Here is a 22,673-nt window from a genome sequence, read left to right as displayed (position 1 = left end):
CAACTTCCGTCTGGCTGAGTTGTAACTACTTGTACAACTCCGTTTGAATCTGTAATTACTACATCTACACCACCTAAACCTGGCTCACCTGCATTCTGTACTCCATCTCCGTTTAAGTCCTCAAAGACTAATCCGTTTAAGATTCCATTCTGATCTAAAGGTGTCACCGTTGGATCATCTGGGTCGCCATCTGCGTCTGGATCTACATCATTCACATTGTTTGGATCATCACTATCATCGCTCACAGGTCCTAATGGATCTCCATTTGGATCTATAGCGTCTGCTTCTGATACCGCTGTATTGGTTACACTTCCGTTTGCTATATCTGCTGCCGTTAACGTGTAAACCTGATCTGCTATACTTCCTACTGCGCCTGGAGCTAATGTACTTGGAACTACTGGCTCATTTACTAAACCTAGTAAGGCATCACTGATTACTGCATTCTCTACTAATACGTTACCATTATTGGTCACTGTAAAGCTGTAGGTAATCGTGTCTCCTGCATCTGTAATACCATTCCCATTAGCATCTACTACTCCTCCGCTTACTTTCTCTAACGATAAGTTTGCTTCTGCTGTAAAGAATCCATCAGCTGGCTCGGTTACATTTGATCCTGATCCTACTGTTGTAGTCGTTGGATCTGTTCCGGCTGTCTGAATATCAGTGCCTGCTGGTAATGTAGACTCATCTATATTGGTTGTCGTATCTCCTGATGGAACTACCACTGACCAACTTCCGTCTGGCTGAGTTGTAACTACTTGTACAACTCCGTTTGAATCTGTAACTACTACATCTACACCGCCTAAGCCTGGCTCACCTGCATTCTGTACTCCATCTCCGTTTAAGTCCTCAAAGACTAATCCGTTTAAGATTCCATTCTGATCTAAAGGTGTCACCGTTGGATCATCTGGATCTCCATCTGCGTCTGGATCTACATCATTCACATTGTTTGGATCATCACTATCATCGCTCACAGGTCCTAATGGATCTCCATTTGGATCTATAGCGTCTGCTTCTGATACCGCTGTATTGGTTACACTTCCGTTTGCTATATCTGCTGCCGTTAATGTGTAAACCTGATCTGCTATACTTCCTACTGCGCCTGGAGCTAATGTACTTGGAACTACTGGCTCATTTACTAAACCTAGTAAGGCATCACTGATTACTGCATTCTCTACTAATACATTACCATTATTGGTCACTGTAAAGCTGTAGGTAATCGTGTCTCCTGCATCTGTAATACCATTCCCATTAGCATCTACTACTCCTCCGCTTACTTTCTCTAACGATAGGTTTGCTTCTGCTGTAAAGAATCCATCAGCTGGCTCGGTTACATTTGATCCTGATCCTACTGTTGTAGTCGTTGGATCTGTTCCGGCTGTCTGAATATCAGTGCCTGCTGGTAATGTAGACTCATCTATATTGGTTGTCGTATCTCCTGATGGAACTACCACTGACCAACTTCCGTCTGGCTGAGTTGTAACTACTTGTACAACTCCGTTTGAATCTGTAACTACTACATCTACACCACCTAAGCCTGGCTCGCCTGCATCCTGTACTCCATTTCCGTTTAAGTCCTCAAAGACTAATCCGTTTAAGATTCCATTCTGATCTAAAGGTGTCACCGTTGGATCATCTGGGTCGCCATCTGCGTCTGGATCTACATCATTCACATTGTTTGGATCATCACTATCATCGCTCACAGGTCCTAATGGATCTCCATTTGGATCTATAGCGTCTGCTTCTGATACCGCTGTATTGGTTACACTTCCGTTTGCTATATCTGCTGCCGTTAACGTGTAAACCTGATCTGCTATACTTCCTACTGCGCCTGGAGCTAATGTACTTGGAACTACTGGCTCATTTACTAAACCTAGTAAGGCATCACTGATTACTGCATTCTCTACTAATACGTTACCATTATTGGTCACTGTAAAGCTGTAGGTAATCGTGTCTCCTGCATCTGTAATACCATTCCCATTAGCGTCTACTACTCCTCCGCTTACTTTCTCTAACGATAAGTTTGCTTCTGCTGTAAAGAATCCATCAGCTGGCTCTGTTACATTTGATCCTGATCCTACTGTTGTAGTCGTTGGATCTGTTCCGGCTGTCTGAATATCAGTTCCTGTTGGTAATGTAGACTCGTCTATATCGGTTGTCGTATCTCCTGATGGAACTACCACTGACCAACTTCCGTCTGGCTGAGTTGTAACTACTTGTACAACTCCGTTTGAATCTGTAATTACTACATCTACACCGCCTAAACCTGGCTCACCTGCATTCTGTACTCCATCTCCGTTTAAGTCCTCAAAGACTAATCCGTTTAAGATTCCATTCTGATCTAAAGGTGTCACCGTTGGATCATCTGGGTCGCCATCTGCGTCTGGATCTACATCATTCACATTGTTTGGATCATCACTATCATCGCTCACAGGTCCTAATGGATCTCCATTTGGATCTATAGCGTCTGCTTCTGATACCGCTGTATTGGTTACACTTCCGTTTGCTATATCTGCTGCCGTTAATGTGTAAACCTGATCTGCTATACTTCCTACTGCGCCTGGAGCTAATGTACTTGGAACTACTGGCTCATTTACTAAACCTAGTAAGGCATCACTGATTACTGCATTCTCTACTAATACGTTACCATTATTGGTCACTGTAAAGCTGTAGGTAATCGTGTCTCCTGCATCTGTAATACCATTCCCATTAGCATCTACTACTCCTCCGCTTACTTTCTCTAACGATAAGTTTGCTTCTGCTGTAAAGAATCCATCAGCTGGCTCGGTTACATTTGATCCTGATCCTACTGTTGTAGTCGTTGGATCTGTTCCGGCTGTCTGAATATCAGTTCCTGCTGGTAATGTAGACTCATCTATATTGGTTGTCGTATCTCCTGATGGAACTACCACTGACCAACTTCCGTCTGGCTGAGTTGTAACTACTTGTACAACTCCGTTTGAATCTGTAACTACTACATCTACACCACCTAAGCCTGGCTCGCCTGCATCCTGTACTCCATTTCCGTTTAAGTCCTCAAAGACTAATCCGTTTAAGATTCCATTCTGATCTAAAGGTGTCACCGTTGGATCATCTGGGTCGCCATCTGCGTCTGGATCTACATCATTCACATTGTTTGGATCATCACTATCATCGCTCACAGGTCCTAATGGATCTCCATTTGGATCTATAGCGTCTGCTTCTGATACCGCTGTATTGGTTACACTTCCGTTTGCTATATCTGCTGCCGTTAACGTGTAAACCTGATCTGCTATACTTCCTACTGCGCCTGGAGCTAATGTACTTGGAACTACTGGCTCATTTACTAAACCTAGTAAGGCATCACTGATTACTGCATTCTCTACTAATACGTTACCATTATTGGTCACTGTAAAGCTGTAGGTAATCGTGTCTCCTGCATCTGTAATACCATTCCCATTAGCGTCTACTACTCCTCCGCTTACTTTCTCTAACGATAAGTTTGCTTCTGCTGTAAAGAATCCATCAGCTGGCTCGGTTACATTTGATCCTGATCCTACTGTTGTAGTCGTTGGATCTGTTCCGGCTGTCTGAATATCAGTGCCTGCTGGTAATGTAGACTCATCTATATCGGTTGTCGTATCTCCTGATGGAACTACCACTGACCAACTTCCGTCTGGCTGAGTTGTAACTACTTGTACAACTCCGTTTGAATCTGTAACTACTACATCTACACCGCCTAAGCCTGGCTCGCCTGCATCCTGTACTCCATCTCCGTTTAAGTCCTCAAAGACTAATCCGTTTAAGATTCCATTCTGATCTAAAGGTGTCACCGTTGGATCATCTGGATCGCCATCTGCGTCTGGATCTACATCATTCACATTGTTTGGATCATCACTATCATCGCTCACAGGTCCTAATGGATCTCCATTTGGATCTATAGCGTCTGCTTCTGATACCGCTGTATTGGTTACACTTCCGTTTGCTATATCTGCTGCCGTTAACGTGTAAACCTGATCTGCTATACTTCCTACTGCGCCTGGAGCTAATGTACTTGGAACTACTGGCTCATTTACTAAACCTAGTAAGGCATCACTGATTACTGCATTCTCTACTAATACGTTACCATTATTGATCACTGTAAAGCTGTAGGTAATCGTGTCTCCTGCATCTGTAATACCATTCCCATTAGCATCTACTACTCCTCCGCTTACTTTCTCTAACGATAAGTTTGCTTCTGCTGTAAAGAATCCATCAGCTGGCTCGGTTACATTTGATCCTGATCCTACTGTTGTAGTCGTTGGATCTGTTCCGGCTGTCTGAATATCAGTGCCTGCTGGTAATGTAGACTCATCTATATTGGTTGTCGTATCTCCTGATGGAACTACCACTGACCAACTTCCGTCTGGCTGAGTTGTAACTACTTGTACAACTCCGTTTGAATCTGTAACTACTACATCTACACCGCCTAAGCCTGGCTCGCCTGCATTCTGTACTCCATCTCCGTTTAAGTCCTCAAAGACTAATCCGTTTAAGATTCCATTCTGATCTAAAGGTGTCACCGTTGGATCATCTGGATCTCCATCTGCGTCTGGATCTACATCATTCACATTGTTTGGATCATCACTGTCATCGCTCACAGGTCCTAATGGATCTCCATTTGGATCTATAGCGTCTGCTTCTGATACCGCTGTATTGGTTACACTTCCGTTTGCTATATCTGCTGCCGTTAACGTGTAAACCTGATCTGCTATACTTCCTACTGCGCCTGGAGCTAATGTACTTGGAACTACTGGCTCATTTACTAAACCTAGTAAGGCATCACTGATTACTGCATTCTCTACTAATACGTTACCATTATTGGTCACTGTAAAACTGTAGGTAATCGTGTCTCCTGCATCTGTAATACCATTCCCATTAGCGTCTACTACTCCTCCGCTTACTTTCTCTAACGATAAGTTTGCTTCTGCTGTAAAGAATCCATCAGCTGGCTCTGTTACATTTGATCCTGATCCTACTGTTGTAGTCGTTGGATCTGTTCCGGCTGTCTGAATATCAGTGCCTGCTGGTAATGTAGACTCGTCTATATCGGTTGTCGTATCTCCTGATGGAACTACCACTGACCAACTTCCGTCTGGCTGAGTTGTAACTACTTGTACAACTCCGTTTGAATCTGTAATTACTACATCTACACCACCTAAACCTGGCTCACCTGCATTCTGTACTCCATCTCCGTTTAAGTCCTCAAAGACTAATCCGTTTAAGATTCCATTCTGATCTAAAGGTGTCACCGTTGGATCATCTGGGTCGCCATCTGCGTCTGGATCTACATCATTCACATTGTTTGGATCATCACTATCATCGCTCACAGGTCCTAATGGATCTCCATTTGGATCTATAGCGTCTGCTTCTGATACCGCTGTATTGGTTACACTTCCGTTTGCTATATCTGCTGCCGTTAATGTATAAACCTGATCTGCTATACTTCCTACTGCGCCTGGAGCTAATGTACTTGGAACTACTGGCTCATTTACTAAACCTAGTAAGGCATCACTGATTACTGCATTCTCTACTAATACGTTACCATTATTGGTCACTGTAAAGCTGTAGGTAATCGTGTCTCCTGCATCTGTAATACCATTCCCATTAGCATCTACTACTCCTCCGCTTACTTTCTCTAACGATAAGTTTGCTTCTGCTGTAAAGAATCCATCAGCTGGCTCTGTTACATTTGATCCTGATCCTACTGTTGTAGTCGTTGGATCTGTTCCGGCTGTCTGAATATCAGTGCCTGCTGGTAATGTAGACTCGTCTATATCGGTTGTCGTATCTCCTGATGGAACTACCACTGACCAACTTCCGTCTGGCTGAGTTGTAACTACTTGTACAACTCCGTTTGAATCTGTAATTACTACATCTACACCGCCTAAGCCTGGCTCACCTGCATTCTGCACTCCATCTCCGTTTAAGTCCTCAAAGACTAATCCGTTTAAGATTCCATTCTGAGGAATATTGAAAATAGTTGGGTCTTCAAAATCTCCGTCAGAATCAGTATCTACATTTGTAAGATCATCAGGATCATCTGAAACATCAGAAACATTAGGTAATACATTTCCTTGAGAATCTGTAGTTTGAGCAGTAACAGTTGCCGAGTTAATTATTTGTCCATTGGCAATATCACTTGCTGTAAGTGAATAATCAAAAGATGCAGTCCCTATATCACCTGGATTCAAGGTAGCTGGTACTACTGGTAAATTAGTCACTCCAATTGTTGTATCATTAATACTTGCATTTGTCACAACAGTGTTTCCAGTATTCTGAACTGTAAATGAATAAGTAACAATATCACCGACATCTGCTATACCGTTACCATTACTATCGGTATATGAGTCCGCTTTCGCGAAAGCGAGATTAGGAGAGCTCAAATCTACGAATGTAGGGTCCTCTTCATCACCGTCACTATCTATGTCTTGACCAGTAAGATCGTTAGGATCATCAGAGTCATCGGAAACATTTCCTAGACTCGTACCATTTGAATCCAAAGCCTCACCAGTAGCAGTTGCCGTGTTTATTATGCTACCGTTTATTATATCACTTGTTGTTAACGTGTAGTTTGTAGTTACAACATTACTAACGTCACCTGCATTTAACACAGAAGGAGTAATCACTAATCCTGATACACCAATAATTGCATCATCAATTACAATATTCTGGACTTGTACATTTCCATTATTAGTAACAGTAAAGGAATATGTAATTGTATCACCTGCATCAATAAATCCATTTCCATTAACATCTGCGACAGCGCTAGCAACCTTATCTAAGCTTAAGTTAGGTTCTGGTGTTTGGAAACCATCTGCAGGTTCGCCTACACTTGTACCTGCTGCAACATTAGTTGTTGTAGGATCAGTACCAGCTGTTTGAACCTCTGTTCCATTTGGTAGGGTCGTCTCATCAATATTTGAAGTGGTAACTCCTGCTGGAACAACAACCGACCAACTACCATCAGGATTAGTAATAACTTGCTGTGTTGTACCATCCGAGTTAGTTATATCGATTGTAACTCCTCCTATTCCAAGTTCGCCTGCATCCTGAACACCATTACCGTTTTCATCATCAAATACAACACCATTTAAGATACCGCCTGCCGTTAAATTAGTTATGGTAGGATCATCAGGATCAGTGTCAGCATCTGGGTTAACGTTTGCTGGATTATTAGGGTCATCACTATCATCGCTAACAGGACCTGCTGGATCACCATTAGGATCTATCGAATCACCATCAACAACTGCGGTGTTGATTACTACACCTGCAGCAATATCCGAAGCCGTTAAGGTGTAAACCTGATCTACTATAGTTCCTGTTTGTCCAGGTAGTAACGTAGACGGTGTTACAATAGCATTAATTAATCCAATTGTATTATCGTTAATAACCAAGTTCTCGACTTGAACATTACCATTGTTAATTACGGTAAAGCTATATGTGATAGTGTCTCCAGCATCGGTAATACCATTACCATTAGTATCAACTACGCCTCCGCTAGTTTTTTCAAGGGCAAGATTTGAATCAACTATAAAGTATCCGTTGTTCTCCTCTGTTATTGTAGTTCCGGCTATTACCGTTACTGTCGTTGGATCGGTTCCTTCTGTTTGTACAAAACCTACTGGCAGGTCTGCATCGTCGATGTCTACGGTAGCATCGCCTGCAGCTACTACGGTAGCACTATAGTCTCCATTGGCATCCGTAGTTACGGTTTGTACGTTACCGTCTTCATCGGTAATCACTACGTCTACTCCTGGTAAACCTGGCTCGCCTGCATCTTGTGTCCCGTTTCCGTTTATATCATTATAAACTGTTCCTTCTACTATTCCTGGTACGTTGTATCCGTTGTTCTCCTCTGTTACTGTAGTTCCGGCTACTACCGTTACCGTCGTTGGATCGGTTCCTTCTGTTTGTACAAAACCTACTGGTAGGTCTGCATCGTCGATGTCTACGGTAGCATCGCCTGCAGCTACTACGGTAGCACTATAGTCTCCATTGGCATCCGTAGTTACGGTTTGTACGTTACCATCTTCATCGGTAATCACTACGTCTACTCCTGGTAAACCTGGCTCACCTGCATCTTGTGTCCCGTTTCCGTTTATATCATTATAAACTGTTCCTTCTACTGTTCCTGGTACGTTGAATCCGTTGTTCTCCTCTGTTACTGTAGTTCCGGCTACTACCGTTACTGTCGTTGGATCGGTTCCTTCTGTTTGATTCGCTCCGGCTGGTAAATCAGCATTGTCGATGTCTACGATAGCATCGCCTGCAGCTACTACGGTAGCACTATAGTCTCCATTGGCATCCGTTGTTACGGTTTGTACGTTACCGTCTTCATCGGTAATCACTACGTCTACTCCTGGTAAACCTGGCTCGCCTGCATCTTGAGTACCGTTTCCGTTTATATCATTATAAACTGTTCCTTCTACTGTTCCCGGTACGTTGTATCCGTTGTTCTCCTCTGTTACTGTAGTTCCGGCTACTACCGTTACTGTCGTTGGATCGGTTCCTTCTGTTTGATTCGCTCCGGCTGGTAAATCAGCATTGTCGATGTCTACGATAGCATCGCCTGCAGCTACTACGGTAGCACTATAGTCTCCATTGGCATCCGTTGTTACGGTTTGTACGTTACCGTCTTCATCGGTAATCACTACGTCTACTCCTGGTAAACCTGGCTCGCCTGCATCTTGAGTACCGTTTCCGTTTATATCATTATAAACTGTTCCTTCTACTGTTCCTGGTACGTTGTATCCGTTGTTCTCCTCTGTTACTGTAGTTCCGGCTACTACCGTTACCGTCGTTGGATCGGTTCCTTCTGTTTGATTCGCTCCGGCTGGTAAATCAGCATCGTCGATGTCTACGGTAGCATCGCCTGCAGCTACTACGGTAGCACTATAGTCTCCATTGGCATCCGTAGTTACGGTTTGTACGTTACCGTCTTCATCGGTAATCACTACGTCTACTCCTGGTAAACCTGGCTCACCTGCATCTTGTGTCCCGTTTCCGTTTATATCATTATAAACTGTTCCTTCTACTGTTCCTGGTACGTTGTATCCGTTGTTCTCCTCTGTTACTGTAGTTCCGGCTACTACCGTTACTGTCGTTGGATCGGTTCCTTCTGTTTGATTCGCTCCGGCTGGTAAATCAGCATCGTCGATGTCTACGGTAGCATCGCCTGCAGCTACTACGGTAGCACTATAGTCTCCATTGGCATCCGTTGTTACGGTTTGTACGTTACCGTCTTCATCGGTAATCACTACGTCTACTCCTGGTAAACCTGGCTCGCCTGCATCTTGAGTACCGTTTCCGTTTATATCATTATAAACTGTTCCTTCTACTGTTCCTGGTACGTTGTATCCGTTGTTCTCCTCTGTTACTGTAGTTCCGGCTACTACCGTTACCGTCGTTGGATCGGTTCCTTCTGTTTGATTCGCTCCGGCTGGTAAATCAGCATCGTCGATGTCTACGGTAGCATCGCCTGCAGCTACTACGGTAGCACTATAGTCTCCATTGGCATCCGTTGTTACGGTTTGTACGTTACCGTCTTCATCGGTAATCACTACGTCTACTCCTGGTAAACCTGGCTCGCCTGCATCTTGTGTCCCGTTTCCGTTTATATCATTATAAACTGTTCCTTCTACTGTTCCTGGTACGTTGTATCCGTTGTTCTCCTCTGTTACTGTAGTTCCGGCTACTACCGTTACTGTCGTTGGATCGGTTCCTTCTGTTTGATTCGCTCCGGCAGGTAAATCAGCATCGTCGATGTCTACGGTAGCATCGCCTGCAGCTACTACGGTAGCACTATAGTCTCCATTGGCATCCGTTGTTACGGTTTGTACGTTACCGTCTTCATCGGTAATCACTACGTCTACTCCTGGTAAACCTGGCTCGCCTGCATCTTGTGTCCCGTTTCCGTTTATATCATTATAAACTGTTCCTTCTACTGTTCCTGGTACGTTGAATCCGTTGTTCTCCTCTGTTACTGTAGTTCCGGCTACTACCGTTACTGTCGTTGGATCGGTTCCTTCTGTTTGATTCGCTCCGGCAGGTAAATCAGCATCGTCGATGTCTACGGTAGCATCGCCTGCAGCTACTACGGTAGCACTATAGTCTCCATTGGCATCCGTTGTTACGGTTTGTACGTTACCGTCTTCATCGGTAATCACTACGTCTACTCCTGGTAAACCTGGCTCGCCTGCATCTTGAGTACCGTTTCCGTTTATATCATTATAAACTGTTCCTTCTACTGTTCCCGGTACGTTGTATCCGTTGTTCTCCTCTGTTACTGTAGTTCCGGCTACTACCGTTACTGTCGTTGGATCGGTTCCTTCTGTTTGATTCGCTCCGGCTGGTAAATCAGCATTGTCGATGTCTACGATAGCATCGCCTGCAGCTACTACGGTAGCACTATAGTCTCCATTGGCATCCGTTGTTACGGTTTGTACGTTACCGTCTTCATCGGTAATCACTACATCTACTCCTGGTAAACCTGGCTCGCCTGCATCTTGAGTACCGTTTCCGTTTATATCATTATAAACTGTTCCTTCTACTGTTCCTGGTACGTTGTATCCGTTGTTCTCCTCTGTTACTGTAGTTCCGGCTACTACCGTTACCGTCGTTGGATCGGTTCCTTCTGTTTGATTCGCTCCGGCTGGTAAATCAGCATCGTCGATGTCTACGGTAGCATCGCCTGCAGCTACTACGGTAGCACTATAGTCTCCATTGGCATCCGTAGTTACGGTTTGTACGTTACCGTCTTCATCGGTAATCACTACGTCTACTCCTGGTAAACCTGGCTCGCCTGCATCTTGTGTCCCGTTTCCGTTTATATCATTATAAACTGTTCCTTCTACTGTTCCTGGTACGTTGAATCCGTTGTTCTCCTCTGTTACTGTAGTTCCGGCTACTACCGTTACTGTCGTTGGATCGGTTCCTTCTGTTTGATTCGCTCCGGCTGGTAAATCAGCATTGTCGATGTCTACGATAGCATCGCCTGCAGCTACTACGGTAGCACTATAGTCTCCATTGGCATCCGTTGTTACGGTTTGTACGTTACCGTCTTCATCGGTAATCACTACGTCTACTCCTGGTAAACCTGGCTCGCCTGCATCTTGAGTACCGTTTCCGTTTATATCATTATAAACTGTTCCTTCTACTGTTCCTGGTACGTTGTATCCGTTGTTCTCCTCTGTTACTGTAGTTCCGGCTACTACCGTTACCGTCGTTGGATCGGTTCCTTCTGTTTGATTCGCTCCGGCTGGTAAATCAGCATCGTCGATGTCTACGGTAGCATCGCCTGCAGCTACTACGGTAGCACTATAGTCTCCATTGGCATCCGTAGTTACGGTTTGTACGTTACCGTCTTCATCGGTAATCACTACGTCTACTCCTGGTAAACCTGGCTCGCCTGCATCTTGTGTCCCGTTTCCGTTTATATCATTATAAACTGTTCCTTCTACTGTTCCTGGTACGTTGTATCCGTTGTTCTCCTCTGTTACTGTAGTTCCGGCTACTACCGTTACTGTCGTTGGATCGGTTCCTTCTGTTTGATTCGCTCCGGCAGGTAAATCAGCATCGTCGATGTCTACGGTAGCATCGCCTGCAGCTACTACGGTAGCACTATAGTCTCCATTGGCATCCGTTGTTACGGTTTGTACGTTACCGTCTTCATCGGTAATCACTACGTCTACTCCTGGTAAACCTGGCTCGCCTGCATCTTGTGTCCCGTTTCCGTTTATATCATTATAAACTGTTCCTTCTACTGTTCCTGGTACGTTGTATCCGTTGTTCTCCTCTGTTACTGTAGTTCCGGCTACTACCGTTACTGTCGTTGGATCGGTTCCTTCTGTTTGATTCGCTCCGGCAGGTAAATCAGCATCGTCGATGTCTACGGTAGCATCGCCTGCAGCTACTACGGTAGCACTATAGTCTCCATTGGCATCCGTTGTTACGGTTTGTACGTTACCGTCTTCATCGGTAATCACTACGTCTACTCCTGGTAAACCTGGCTCGCCTGCATCTTGTGTCCCGTTTCCGTTTATATCATTATAAACTGTTCCTTCTACTGTTCCTGGTACGTTGTATCCGTTGTTCTCCTCTGTTACTGTAGTTCCGGCTACTACCGTTACTGTCGTTGGATCGGTTCCTTCTGTTTGATTCGCTCCGGCTGGTAAATCAGCATCGTCGATGTCTACGGTAGCATCGCCTGCAGCTACTACGGTAGCACTATAGTCTCCATTGGCATCCGTTGTTACGGTTTGTACGTTACCGTCTTCATCGGTAATCACTACGTCTACTCCTGGTAAACCTGGCTCGCCTGCATCTTGAGTACCGTTTCCGTTTATATCATTATAAACTGTTCCTTCTACTGTTCCTGGTACGTTGTATCCGTTGTTCTCCTCTGTTACTGTAGTTCCGGCTACTACCGTTACCGTCGTTGGATCGGTTCCTTCTGTTTGATTCGCTCCGGCTGGTAAATCAGCATCGTCGATGTCTACGGTAGCATCGCCTGCAGCTACTACGGTAGCACTATAGTCTCCATTGGCATCCGTTGTTACGGTTTGTACGTTACCGTCTTCATCGGTAATCACTACGTCTACTCCTGGTAAACCTGGCTCGCCTGCATCTTGTGTCCCGTTTCCGTTTATATCATTATAAACTGTTCCTTCTACTGTTCCTGGTACGTTGTATCCGTTGTTCTCCTCTGTTACTGTAGTTCCGGCTACTACCGTTACTGTCGTTGGATCGGTTCCTTCTGTTTGATTCGCTCCGGCTGGTAAATCAGCATTGTCGATGTCTACGGTAGCATCGCCTGCAGCTACTACGGTAGCACTATAGTCTCCATTGGCATCCGTTGTTACGGTTTGTACGTTACCGTCTTCATCGGTAATCACTACGTCTACTCCTGGTAAACCTGGCTCGCCTGCATCTTGTGTCCCGTTTCCGTTTATATCATTATAAACTGTTCCTTCTACTGTTCCTGGTACGTTGAATCCGTTGTTCTCCTCTGTTACTGTAGTTCCGGCTACTACCGTTACTGTCGTTGGATCGGTTCCTTCTGTTTGATTCGCTCCGGCAGGTAAATCAGCATCGTCGATGTCTACGGTAGCATCGCCTGCAGCTACTACGGTAGCACTATAGTCTCCATTGGCATCCGTTGTTACGGTTTGTACGTTACCGTCTTCATCGGTAATCACTACGTCTACTCCTGGTAAACCTGGCTCGCCTGCATCTTGAGTACCGTTTCCGTTTATATCATTATAAACTGTTCCTTCTACTGTTCCCGGTACGTTGTATCCGTTGTTCTCCTCTGTTACTGTAGTTCCGGCTACTACCGTTACTGTCGTTGGATCGGTTCCTTCTGTTTGATTCGCTCCGGCTGGTAAATCAGCATTGTCGATGTCTACGATAGCATCGCCTGCAGCTACTACGGTAGCACTATAGTCTCCATTGGCATCCGTTGTTACGGTTTGTACGTTACCGTCTTCATCGGTAATCACTACATCTACTCCTGGTAAACCTGGCTCGCCTGCATCTTGAGTACCGTTTCCGTTTATATCATTATAAACTGTTCCTTCTACTGTTCCTGGTACGTTGTATCCGTTGTTCTCCTCTGTTACTGTAGTTCCGGCTACTACCGTTACCGTCGTTGGATCGGTTCCTTCTGTTTGATTCGCTCCGGCTGGTAAATCAGCATCGTCGATGTCTACGGTAGCATCGCCTGCAGCTACTACGGTAGCACTATAGTCTCCATTGGCATCCGTAGTTACGGTTTGTACGTTACCGTCTTCATCGGTAATCACTACGTCTACTCCTGGTAAACCTGGCTCGCCTGCATCTTGTGTCCCGTTTCCGTTTATATCATTATAAACTGTTCCTTCTACTGTTCCTGGTACGTTGAATCCGTTGTTCTCCTCTGTTACTGTAGTTCCGGCTACTACCGTTACTGTCGTTGGATCGGTTCCTTCTGTTTGATTCGCTCCGGCTGGTAAATCAGCATTGTCGATGTCTACGATAGCATCGCCTGCAGCTACTACGGTAGCACTATAGTCTCCATTGGCATCCGTTGTTACGGTTTGTACGTTACCGTCTTCATCGGTAATCACTACGTCTACTCCTGGTAAACCTGGCTCGCCTGCATCTTGAGTACCGTTTCCGTTTATATCATTATAAACTGTTCCTTCTACTGTTCCTGGTACGTTGTATCCGTTGTTCTCCTCTGTTACTGTAGTTCCGGCTACTACCGTTACCGTCGTTGGATCGGTTCCTTCTGTTTGATTCGCTCCGGCTGGTAAATCAGCATCGTCGATGTCTACGGTAGCATCGCCTGCAGCTACTACGGTAGCACTATAGTCTCCATTGGCATCCGTAGTTACGGTTTGTACGTTACCGTCTTCATCGGTAATCACTACGTCTACTCCTGGTAAACCTGGCTCGCCTGCATCTTGTGTCCCGTTTCCGTTTATATCATTATAAACTGTTCCTTCTACTGTTCCTGGTACGTTGTATCCGTTGTTCTCCTCTGTTACTGTAGTTCCGGCTACTACCGTTACTGTCGTTGGATCGGTTCCTTCTGTTTGATTCGCTCCGGCAGGTAAATCAGCATCGTCGATGTCTACGGTAGCATCGCCTGCAGCTACTACGGTAGCACTATAGTCTCCATTGGCATCCGTTGTTACGGTTTGTACGTTACCGTCTTCATCGGTAATCACTACGTCTACTCCTGGTAAACCTGGCTCGCCTGCATCTTGTGTCCCGTTTCCGTTTATATCATTATAAACTGTTCCTTCTACTGTTCCTGGTACGTTGTATCCGTTGTTCTCCTCTGTTACTGTAGTTCCGGCTACTACCGTTACTGTCGTTGGATCGGTTCCTTCTGTTTGATTCGCTCCGGCAGGTAAATCAGCATCGTCGATGTCTACGGTAGCATCGCCTGCAGCTACTACGGTAGCACTATAGTCTCCATTGGCATCCGTTGTTACGGTTTGTACGTTACCGTCTTCATCGGTAATCACTACGTCTACTCCTGGTAAACCTGGCTCGCCTGCATCTTGTGTCCCGTTTCCGTTTATATCATTATAAACTGTTCCTTCTACTGTTCCTGGTACGTTGTATCCGTTGTTCTCCTCTGTTACTGTAGTTCCGGCTACTACCGTTACTGTCGTTGGATCGGTTCCTTCTGTTTGATTCGCTCCGGCTGGTAAATCAGCATCGTCGATGTCTACGGTAGCATCGCCAGATAACACCGTTGCAGTGAATTGACCACTTGCATTCGTTTGAACCGTTACTGGATCACCATTTGTAGGAGTAATAACTACATCAACATTAGAAAGAAGAACATCTCCAGTATCGAAAGTTCCATTACCATTAATATCATTATATACAATTCCTTCAAGGTTACCTGAACCTAATATAGTTTCGGTAATATCATCCTCTGTATTACCATCGCCATCGTTACCGTCATCAGATATATCTGAAATTGGATCTCCATTATCATCAACAGCATTGGCAATAGCTTGATTATCTACTTGACCTGAATTAACATCTTGTTGATTAATCGTATACACCGCTGTAAAGGTAGCAGAGGCTCCTGGTCTTAAATCGATAGCATCTCCTTCACCATCTTCATTGGTTCCTCCCGATTGATAAGCTGGAGTAGGCAAAGGTGTGTTTGCACCAGTAAATAGTCCGGCAGACTCTGAAACCGTTACATCAAAAGCAAAACTAGAACCAATATTTTGAACTATATAGGTATAACTAATAACTCCTGTTGCAGGATCAAATGTACTTGTTTTAGTAATTTCTAACTGAGTTGAACAAGCTTCTGCGAAACCAGCTTCAAGAAAATCTGGTATCCCGTTAGAATTTAAATCTGCTGGCTGGGTATAACCTTCTCCTGATTCACCGCTAGTAACAAGACCATTACTACTGTCCACTGTTTCAGGAGCTAAATTACCAAGGATTCCATCTTCCTGCGCTTTCGCGAAAGCATCAATAAAACCAGCTTCTACAGTATCAGAACATCCATCACCATCAGAATCTGGATCTAAATGATTAGGAATACCATCTCCATCTAAATCTGGAGCATTGATAATTACTACAGTTGGTTCACCACCGAAGTCATCTATAACACATTCATCGAATTGAACACTATAGAATCTACTTTGAGCAGCGTTAATATTTTTTGTTACACCAATTACATATTCGAATTGATTAACATCTTGACGCTGGAAGAATACTTTATATCTCGCATCGGTATCTATAGGCTCAATCGGAGCAGAACCAGTCCCGTTTGCTCTAAATTGAGTTACTCCACCGGTAAGATTTGTTGCAATAATATTCGTAGGGTTATTTAATGAATAACCCACCAAATTCCTTAATCTATAGAATTCTCTAATTCTACCTGACCCGTCGCTGTCAACATCCTGAATAAATCCACTAATTCTATTAACAACAGTAAGATTAGTAGTTCCAGCATCTACCAATTGAACATTGAAGGTAACTGTTAAATCACCAGAGGATGCTGCAGAATAATTAATTACAGGCTGCCATGCATTTGCATCACCAGAAGCGTTATCAATAGAATTTAATGTTGCTCCAGTAGATCTTTGTGTAATTTCAACAATAGCATCAATTCCTGCGCGAACTCCAGAAAATCTGTATCTAGCTCCTACTTGACCTGCCGTACCTGAGATTAACGTACCTCCATTAAAATTGTAAGTTTGACCAGTACAAGTTGTAGAATTATCTGTGTAAAACTCAAAACCTTCTGTGATATCGGTAATTCCGTCATTATCATCATCTAAGTCATCCCTATCTACAACTCCATCACCATCTTCGTCATTAGGTAAACTGCGATCCCTGAAGTCTACATTACCTCCAGAATTTAAATCGCCATCGGTATCTGGTAAGTTAGCAGTATCATCTATATTACCATTAGGATCAGCATAGGTAGGTGTTTGATCAACTGCATCGTCCAAACCGTCATTATCGGAATCATTACCTGATAAAGTTAATCCAGCTTCAACAGTATCATTCCCGCCTTGATTGTCAGAATTTAGATCTAGATAATCAGGTAGGTCCACCGTATCTGTATTAACTGGCAATAATCCAAGCTCATCGTTATTTTGATTATAAGCAGTAGGTAAACCATTTGCTGTAACATCTGGAATTCCATCTCCATCTGCGTCGTTTACTAACGGATCAATATAACCTAAAGTAGTTTGAGCCTCATTATTATCAGGAATACCATCACCATCAGAATCTAAATCCAAATGGTTAGGTATACCGTCACCATCCTGATCTGAAGGATTAGTAAATGGATTATTATCACCATCCAAATTAGCATCTTCATTAATATCTAGTATACCATCATTGTCGTCATCGATATCTACGGTATCAGGAACCCCATCACCATCTGTATCATCTTGATCAAGATAATTTGGAACTCCATCTAAATCTTCGTCATCATTTGTAGGGTCATTATCATTATTGGTATCCTCTCCAGTTCCAGATGTCAAAAGTGAATCGTTATCGTCATCGGTATCTCTATAATCTGGTTGATCAGTACCATCTGTATTATTTAACTCATTACCAGGATCATTTGTTACAGGAGTACCGTTAGGATCTCCATATCCCGTTGTGTCACCGTCAAACGCATCGTCGAGTCCATCATTATCAATATCATTTCCACTAGGAGTAGTATCAGGATTACCATCATTATTAAAATCAGAACCTTCCGTAGCATCTGGGACATTATCATTGTCACTATCTAAATCAACATAATCAGGATTTGGATCTCCATCTGTATTTTCTGGCGTAAGCCCTTCTCCACTTCCTGGAGTAGTTTCATAAGCATCATCTAAACCATTCCCATCACTATCTATACCAGATGGTTGTATGTAGCCAGCAGTATCTTGAGCTTCTACATTATCCGTGATACCATCATTATCACTATCCTGATCCAATAAATCTTGTATACCGTCATTATCAAAATCACATGAAGAAAAGCGAATATTCCCTATACTAAATCCTGGCTCGGAACCTGGGTTGATCACAGAATCATCAGTAACATCAAAAACAATAGTGATAGTATCCACTGGTGCAGAAAATGATATATTTACATTTCCTGCTGCTGATGCAGCACCAGTTGGGGCAACTGGATCAACACCTAGAACAGAATTGCCTATAACCTCTTGAGTTCCTGCTGGAACTATATTTGGTAAAACCTGAGACGCTCCATTAAAACCAGTTATAGTATATCTTTCTTTTCGTCTGATTGAACCTAACTCACCGTCTATATCAAATAAAGTAAACGCTACATTGTTAAAGGACTCACTGTTAAAATCGATCGTGTAAGTAACAGTACCTGTTGCTCCTAATGTTTGTAGGTCGAAACCTGAAATAAGAGTTTGCGGTATAGATGGTTGTCCACCTTGATAAAAAGCTCCCGAAATAGGCAGATTAGGAGAATTAAGTAATGCATCGTTAGGGTCAACTACAGTTATATTAACATCTCTAGAATCAACTGAATAAGAGTTACTAAGTGTGCCGGCAGCCCAAGTATTTACGCTCCAGTCCAATGTAGACTCATCCTTACATTCAACCACGTCCAAAATACCATCATTATCATCATCAATATCTACAACATTCGGCACTCCATCGCCATCAGTATCTGGACGGTCATCAACATCATCACATGCATCTATGATCCCATCACCATCTGTATCAGGTCCTATCTCGGTATAATCTGGTACAGTATTCGAATTAGAATCAGCTGGTTGTGCATAACTTGCTGCAAGAACAGCACCATTTGAAGAATTCGTTGGTGGGATACCTGAACCATAGGCACCACCATCTCCTCCATCAGCAGAACTATTGTTGTAAGCCTCGTTAGCATCGGAACATCCATCATTATCAGAGTCAGTATCTTGAAAATCAAAATTATCTATACCATCAGAGTTAACTAATTCATAGTTAACAATGCCGTTATCTACATCACCAGGATCTTGAACACTATTAGGCACACCATCCTCACCAACTGGACCGGTTAATCGACCGTCAGTATTGACTTCATTATGACCAGCTTCGACTGCGTCATAAATACCATCATTATCTGCATCAACATCTAAACTATCTATTATCCCGTCACCATCTGTATCTGGACAAGTTGAACCTCCATTAAGAATAAACACTTTTCCATCGCCTCCATCTCCATCTGCTCCTGGAGAAACATTAATAGACTTTATTACAGAACCTGCGGGCGCAAGCTGTGATAATGGATAAACTGCAATATTAATTGGCTGACCAACCGAAGTGTTAATACCTGTATTTATATAATCGGTAAGTACTACATTTAGTTGACCAAAACTATTTCCTTGTGCATCAAACGCTTCAATATCAAAAGTGTTATTCCCATTTCTTTCAGAAACTAATAAGAAAGTTTCTCCTGAAACAGAAATTGGAACATTGTAACTAAGTGTATAAAAATCAGTATCTAAAACTGCTCCAGAAAGTCCTTGGAAATAATTAAAATTTCTTGATTGGAAGGCTGGTAAAATTATTTGTTCCCAATTAGGATTTGAAATATTATCTCCTGTAGGACCTGCACCTTGGCCACTTGTTCCATTAAGAACCTCATACACAACATTATCACTTGTAGAGTTGAAATTCTCTGTATATAAATCTGGAACAATAAAATCATTATAAGTAGTACCATCTAATGTTACAGATTGTAAATTTGCATTATTATTCCCACCAGAACCAGAAAAGGAGAAAGTGGTATTTGTACTTGTATAAGGGCCTGTAGGCGTTGGTTCTACATAACATTCGTCGGAATCTAAAATTCCGTCATTATCATCATCTAAATCTACTTCGTCAAAAATTCCATCGTTATCGGAATCAACGCTAGCAGTTGTATCACGGTAATTTACATCACCACCACCATTAACATCGCCATCATTATCAGGTAATGATGATGGATTATTTATATTACCGTTAGGATCTTGATAACCAGAAGTAGCATCAATACTATCATCTAATCCATCAAAATCTGCATCGTTTCCAGATAGAGTAAAGTTATTTTCAGTTGTATCGTTAATTGAATCATTATCAGAATCCAAATCCTTATAATCAGGAACCCCATCAAAATCTGTATCCACCGGCAATACAGCAAAACCATTTGAACAGGTACCAGAAGTAAAACTATAGCTAACTCCGCCTATTCTAAACCCACCTGAGTTTAATTCGAAAAATACAGACGATGTTGGACTTGTAGTAACAACATTAAATTGAACATAGGAATCAGCAGCTCCACCTGTATTGTAATTAGAGATCAACTGTGAACCAAGAGCGATATTCATGCTATCACCTGCACCAATATCATTTGCAATTGAAAATGTAATTGTAGTCCCTACCGGTAGTCCTCTATCAAATTCTAATGTTAATGGTCCTTGAGTTTCACCTGCAGAACCGGTATTTCTAAGACGAACTCCATTAAGATTAGTAGCGGCAATACCATTTGCTTCGGGTGTACCTAATGCTGGCGTAATATCCTGATTACCTCCATAAGTAAATCCTGAAACAGCATTACCACTAGCACTAGTAGTGGACGAACCGTTACAATCAGGATCATAAGTATCCACCAAACCATCACCGTCAGTATCTGTTAAACCACCTTGAGCTATATACTCTAGAGTACCTTGAGCTTCAACATTATCAGGGACACCATCTCCATCAGCATCTAAATCAAACTGGTCTATAATTCCATCACCGTCAGTATCATATAAATCACTTACACCGTCATTATTGTTATCAACAAAGTTTGAACTGGAAGGACCATCCGTTCCTGGGCCATTAGATGGGTCAAAATAATTTAACAATCCATCACCATCATCATCTCCAAGAGGATCGCTAGCATTAACATTTTCTAATTCTACTACATCTGGAATCCCATCATTGTCATCATCAATATCAACAAGATCATGAACTCCATCACCATCTTGATCACATGAAGGAACAACTAATTGTACCACAGAGGATTCTACCTCAGAACCATAAAACCATGTATTAATAACTCTTAGATTTCCATAATCATCACATAATAGAGCCGGAGTATTAGTACCTTCACCAGCACCAGCGGTTGCAGGCACTGTATTACCAGGATTAGACCCATTCCATGCGTGACCTGGCCCCACACTTCCATCTAACAAATTCGTATTTATAAAAGATCCAGTAGTCGTATTTGCAGTATTCTGAGTTGTGTCGTCTACACAAGTTCCAAAAGCTGTTAATTGTGAATCATCCCAAAAAAGTTTTTGACTTGCTATAGTAGGAGTCACGGACTCCATAGTTAGACCATTTAAATTGAATTCCGCATCATACATAGGAACATTGGTTCTACCTCTATAAGACACTAACTTTAAACCTATACTCACACCTGCTTCGGATACATTACCAAACCCATCTAACCCATCCCAAAAAAGCAAGTTATCACCTATTGGCTGTTCAAATGCTTCAATAACAACATCCCGAGTATTTGCATCAAAAACCCCATTACCATCAAAATCTACTAAAAGAGCAACATCTGCAGGTGCATCCAAAGTATAAGGAATGTAATAGTTACCCGGACAACCAAAAATCTCGCCAGTTAATATCGGATCTGCTTGTGGAGCAGGTATAAAAACAGATTGATCCGGAACCGTCAAAAAGACCGGATACCCATTGTCTAAATTAGGAGAAGTATTGGAAGGTCTATTTACAGATCTTCGTGTTAAAAGAAAATCATTCGCTGGATTATCATCATCATCAACAACACCAAATCTATTCATAGACAACTCATAGGCTAATGGCCTAAATCCTGGTAAAAAATCCACTTTAACGATTACCTGATCATCAGTATACGCGTAAAATTCACCCTCAACAGATGCATCTAGTGTAGGATTAGGTACATTTGGAGTACCTATATCACCATCAGCATCCTGATTTTGATAACCAATTAACGACCATTTATCAGACCATATTCTTCCTGGAATTGCAGAGGCTGTAGACCCCACAGTAAAATCAAAATATGGAAAAAAGAAAATAGCCGGATCTCCATTTCCAAAAGCAAATGGGGTGGCACCACCATCAATACTTACATAAAATTCAATATAATAATTTCCCGCAGTTGCAGGGTTAAATACATAAGGATTGTAACCATTTGTAACTCCACCTACACCGTTTGGACCGTTAAAAGCCTCTGTGTAATTTGATATAAATCCAGCATCTCCCGCGATTGGGTTTGCTCCTGCACCATCATCAAATCTACCTGACAATGTTCCTACCTGCACACCAGCAGGATTGATTCCTTCAACTAACGTACCACTCTGGTCGTAAATACGATAATAAGTTAACGCTCCCAGCTCTGGATGATTAGCTGCGTCTAGCCTCTGCCTTGAAAACACCCCAAAATAAAGATTTTCAGTAGCAGCATTAGCAATAGTAAAACGCAATCTGCTAGAATTAGGCGCGTTAACATAAGGACCAAATTGACCTCTTGTTATGTAGAGAGCTGTACCATTTGCCGGCTCAATTCCTGTCGCAGAAGGCATCAACTGCTTGGTTCCATCAGCAAAAACCGAACTAGGATTAAGAATGAATAATAATAGTAACAC

1 protein-coding gene (cut by a window edge) is annotated in these 22,673 nt (G+C 42.9%); it reads right to left on the bottom strand.

Features of this window, described 5'->3' with window-relative positions:
* Positions 1-22,673: the 5' portion of an SdrD B-like domain-containing protein gene (locus I5168_RS06005; protein WP_431472691.1), read on the bottom strand. Its footprint begins 4,666 nt before the window's first position; 22,673 of the gene's 27,339 nt are visible here — the first part of the coding sequence; it begins with the start codon at positions 22,671-22,673; its stop codon lies beyond the left edge, outside the window.

Source organism: Nonlabens sp. SCSIO 43208 (assembly GCF_050703575.1).
In the GTDB taxonomy this organism is placed as follows: domain Bacteria; phylum Bacteroidota; class Bacteroidia; order Flavobacteriales; family Flavobacteriaceae; genus Nonlabens; species Nonlabens tegetincola.
The sequence above is the reverse complement of the archived record's forward strand: the minus strand, read 5'-3'. Positions and strand labels throughout refer to the sequence as shown.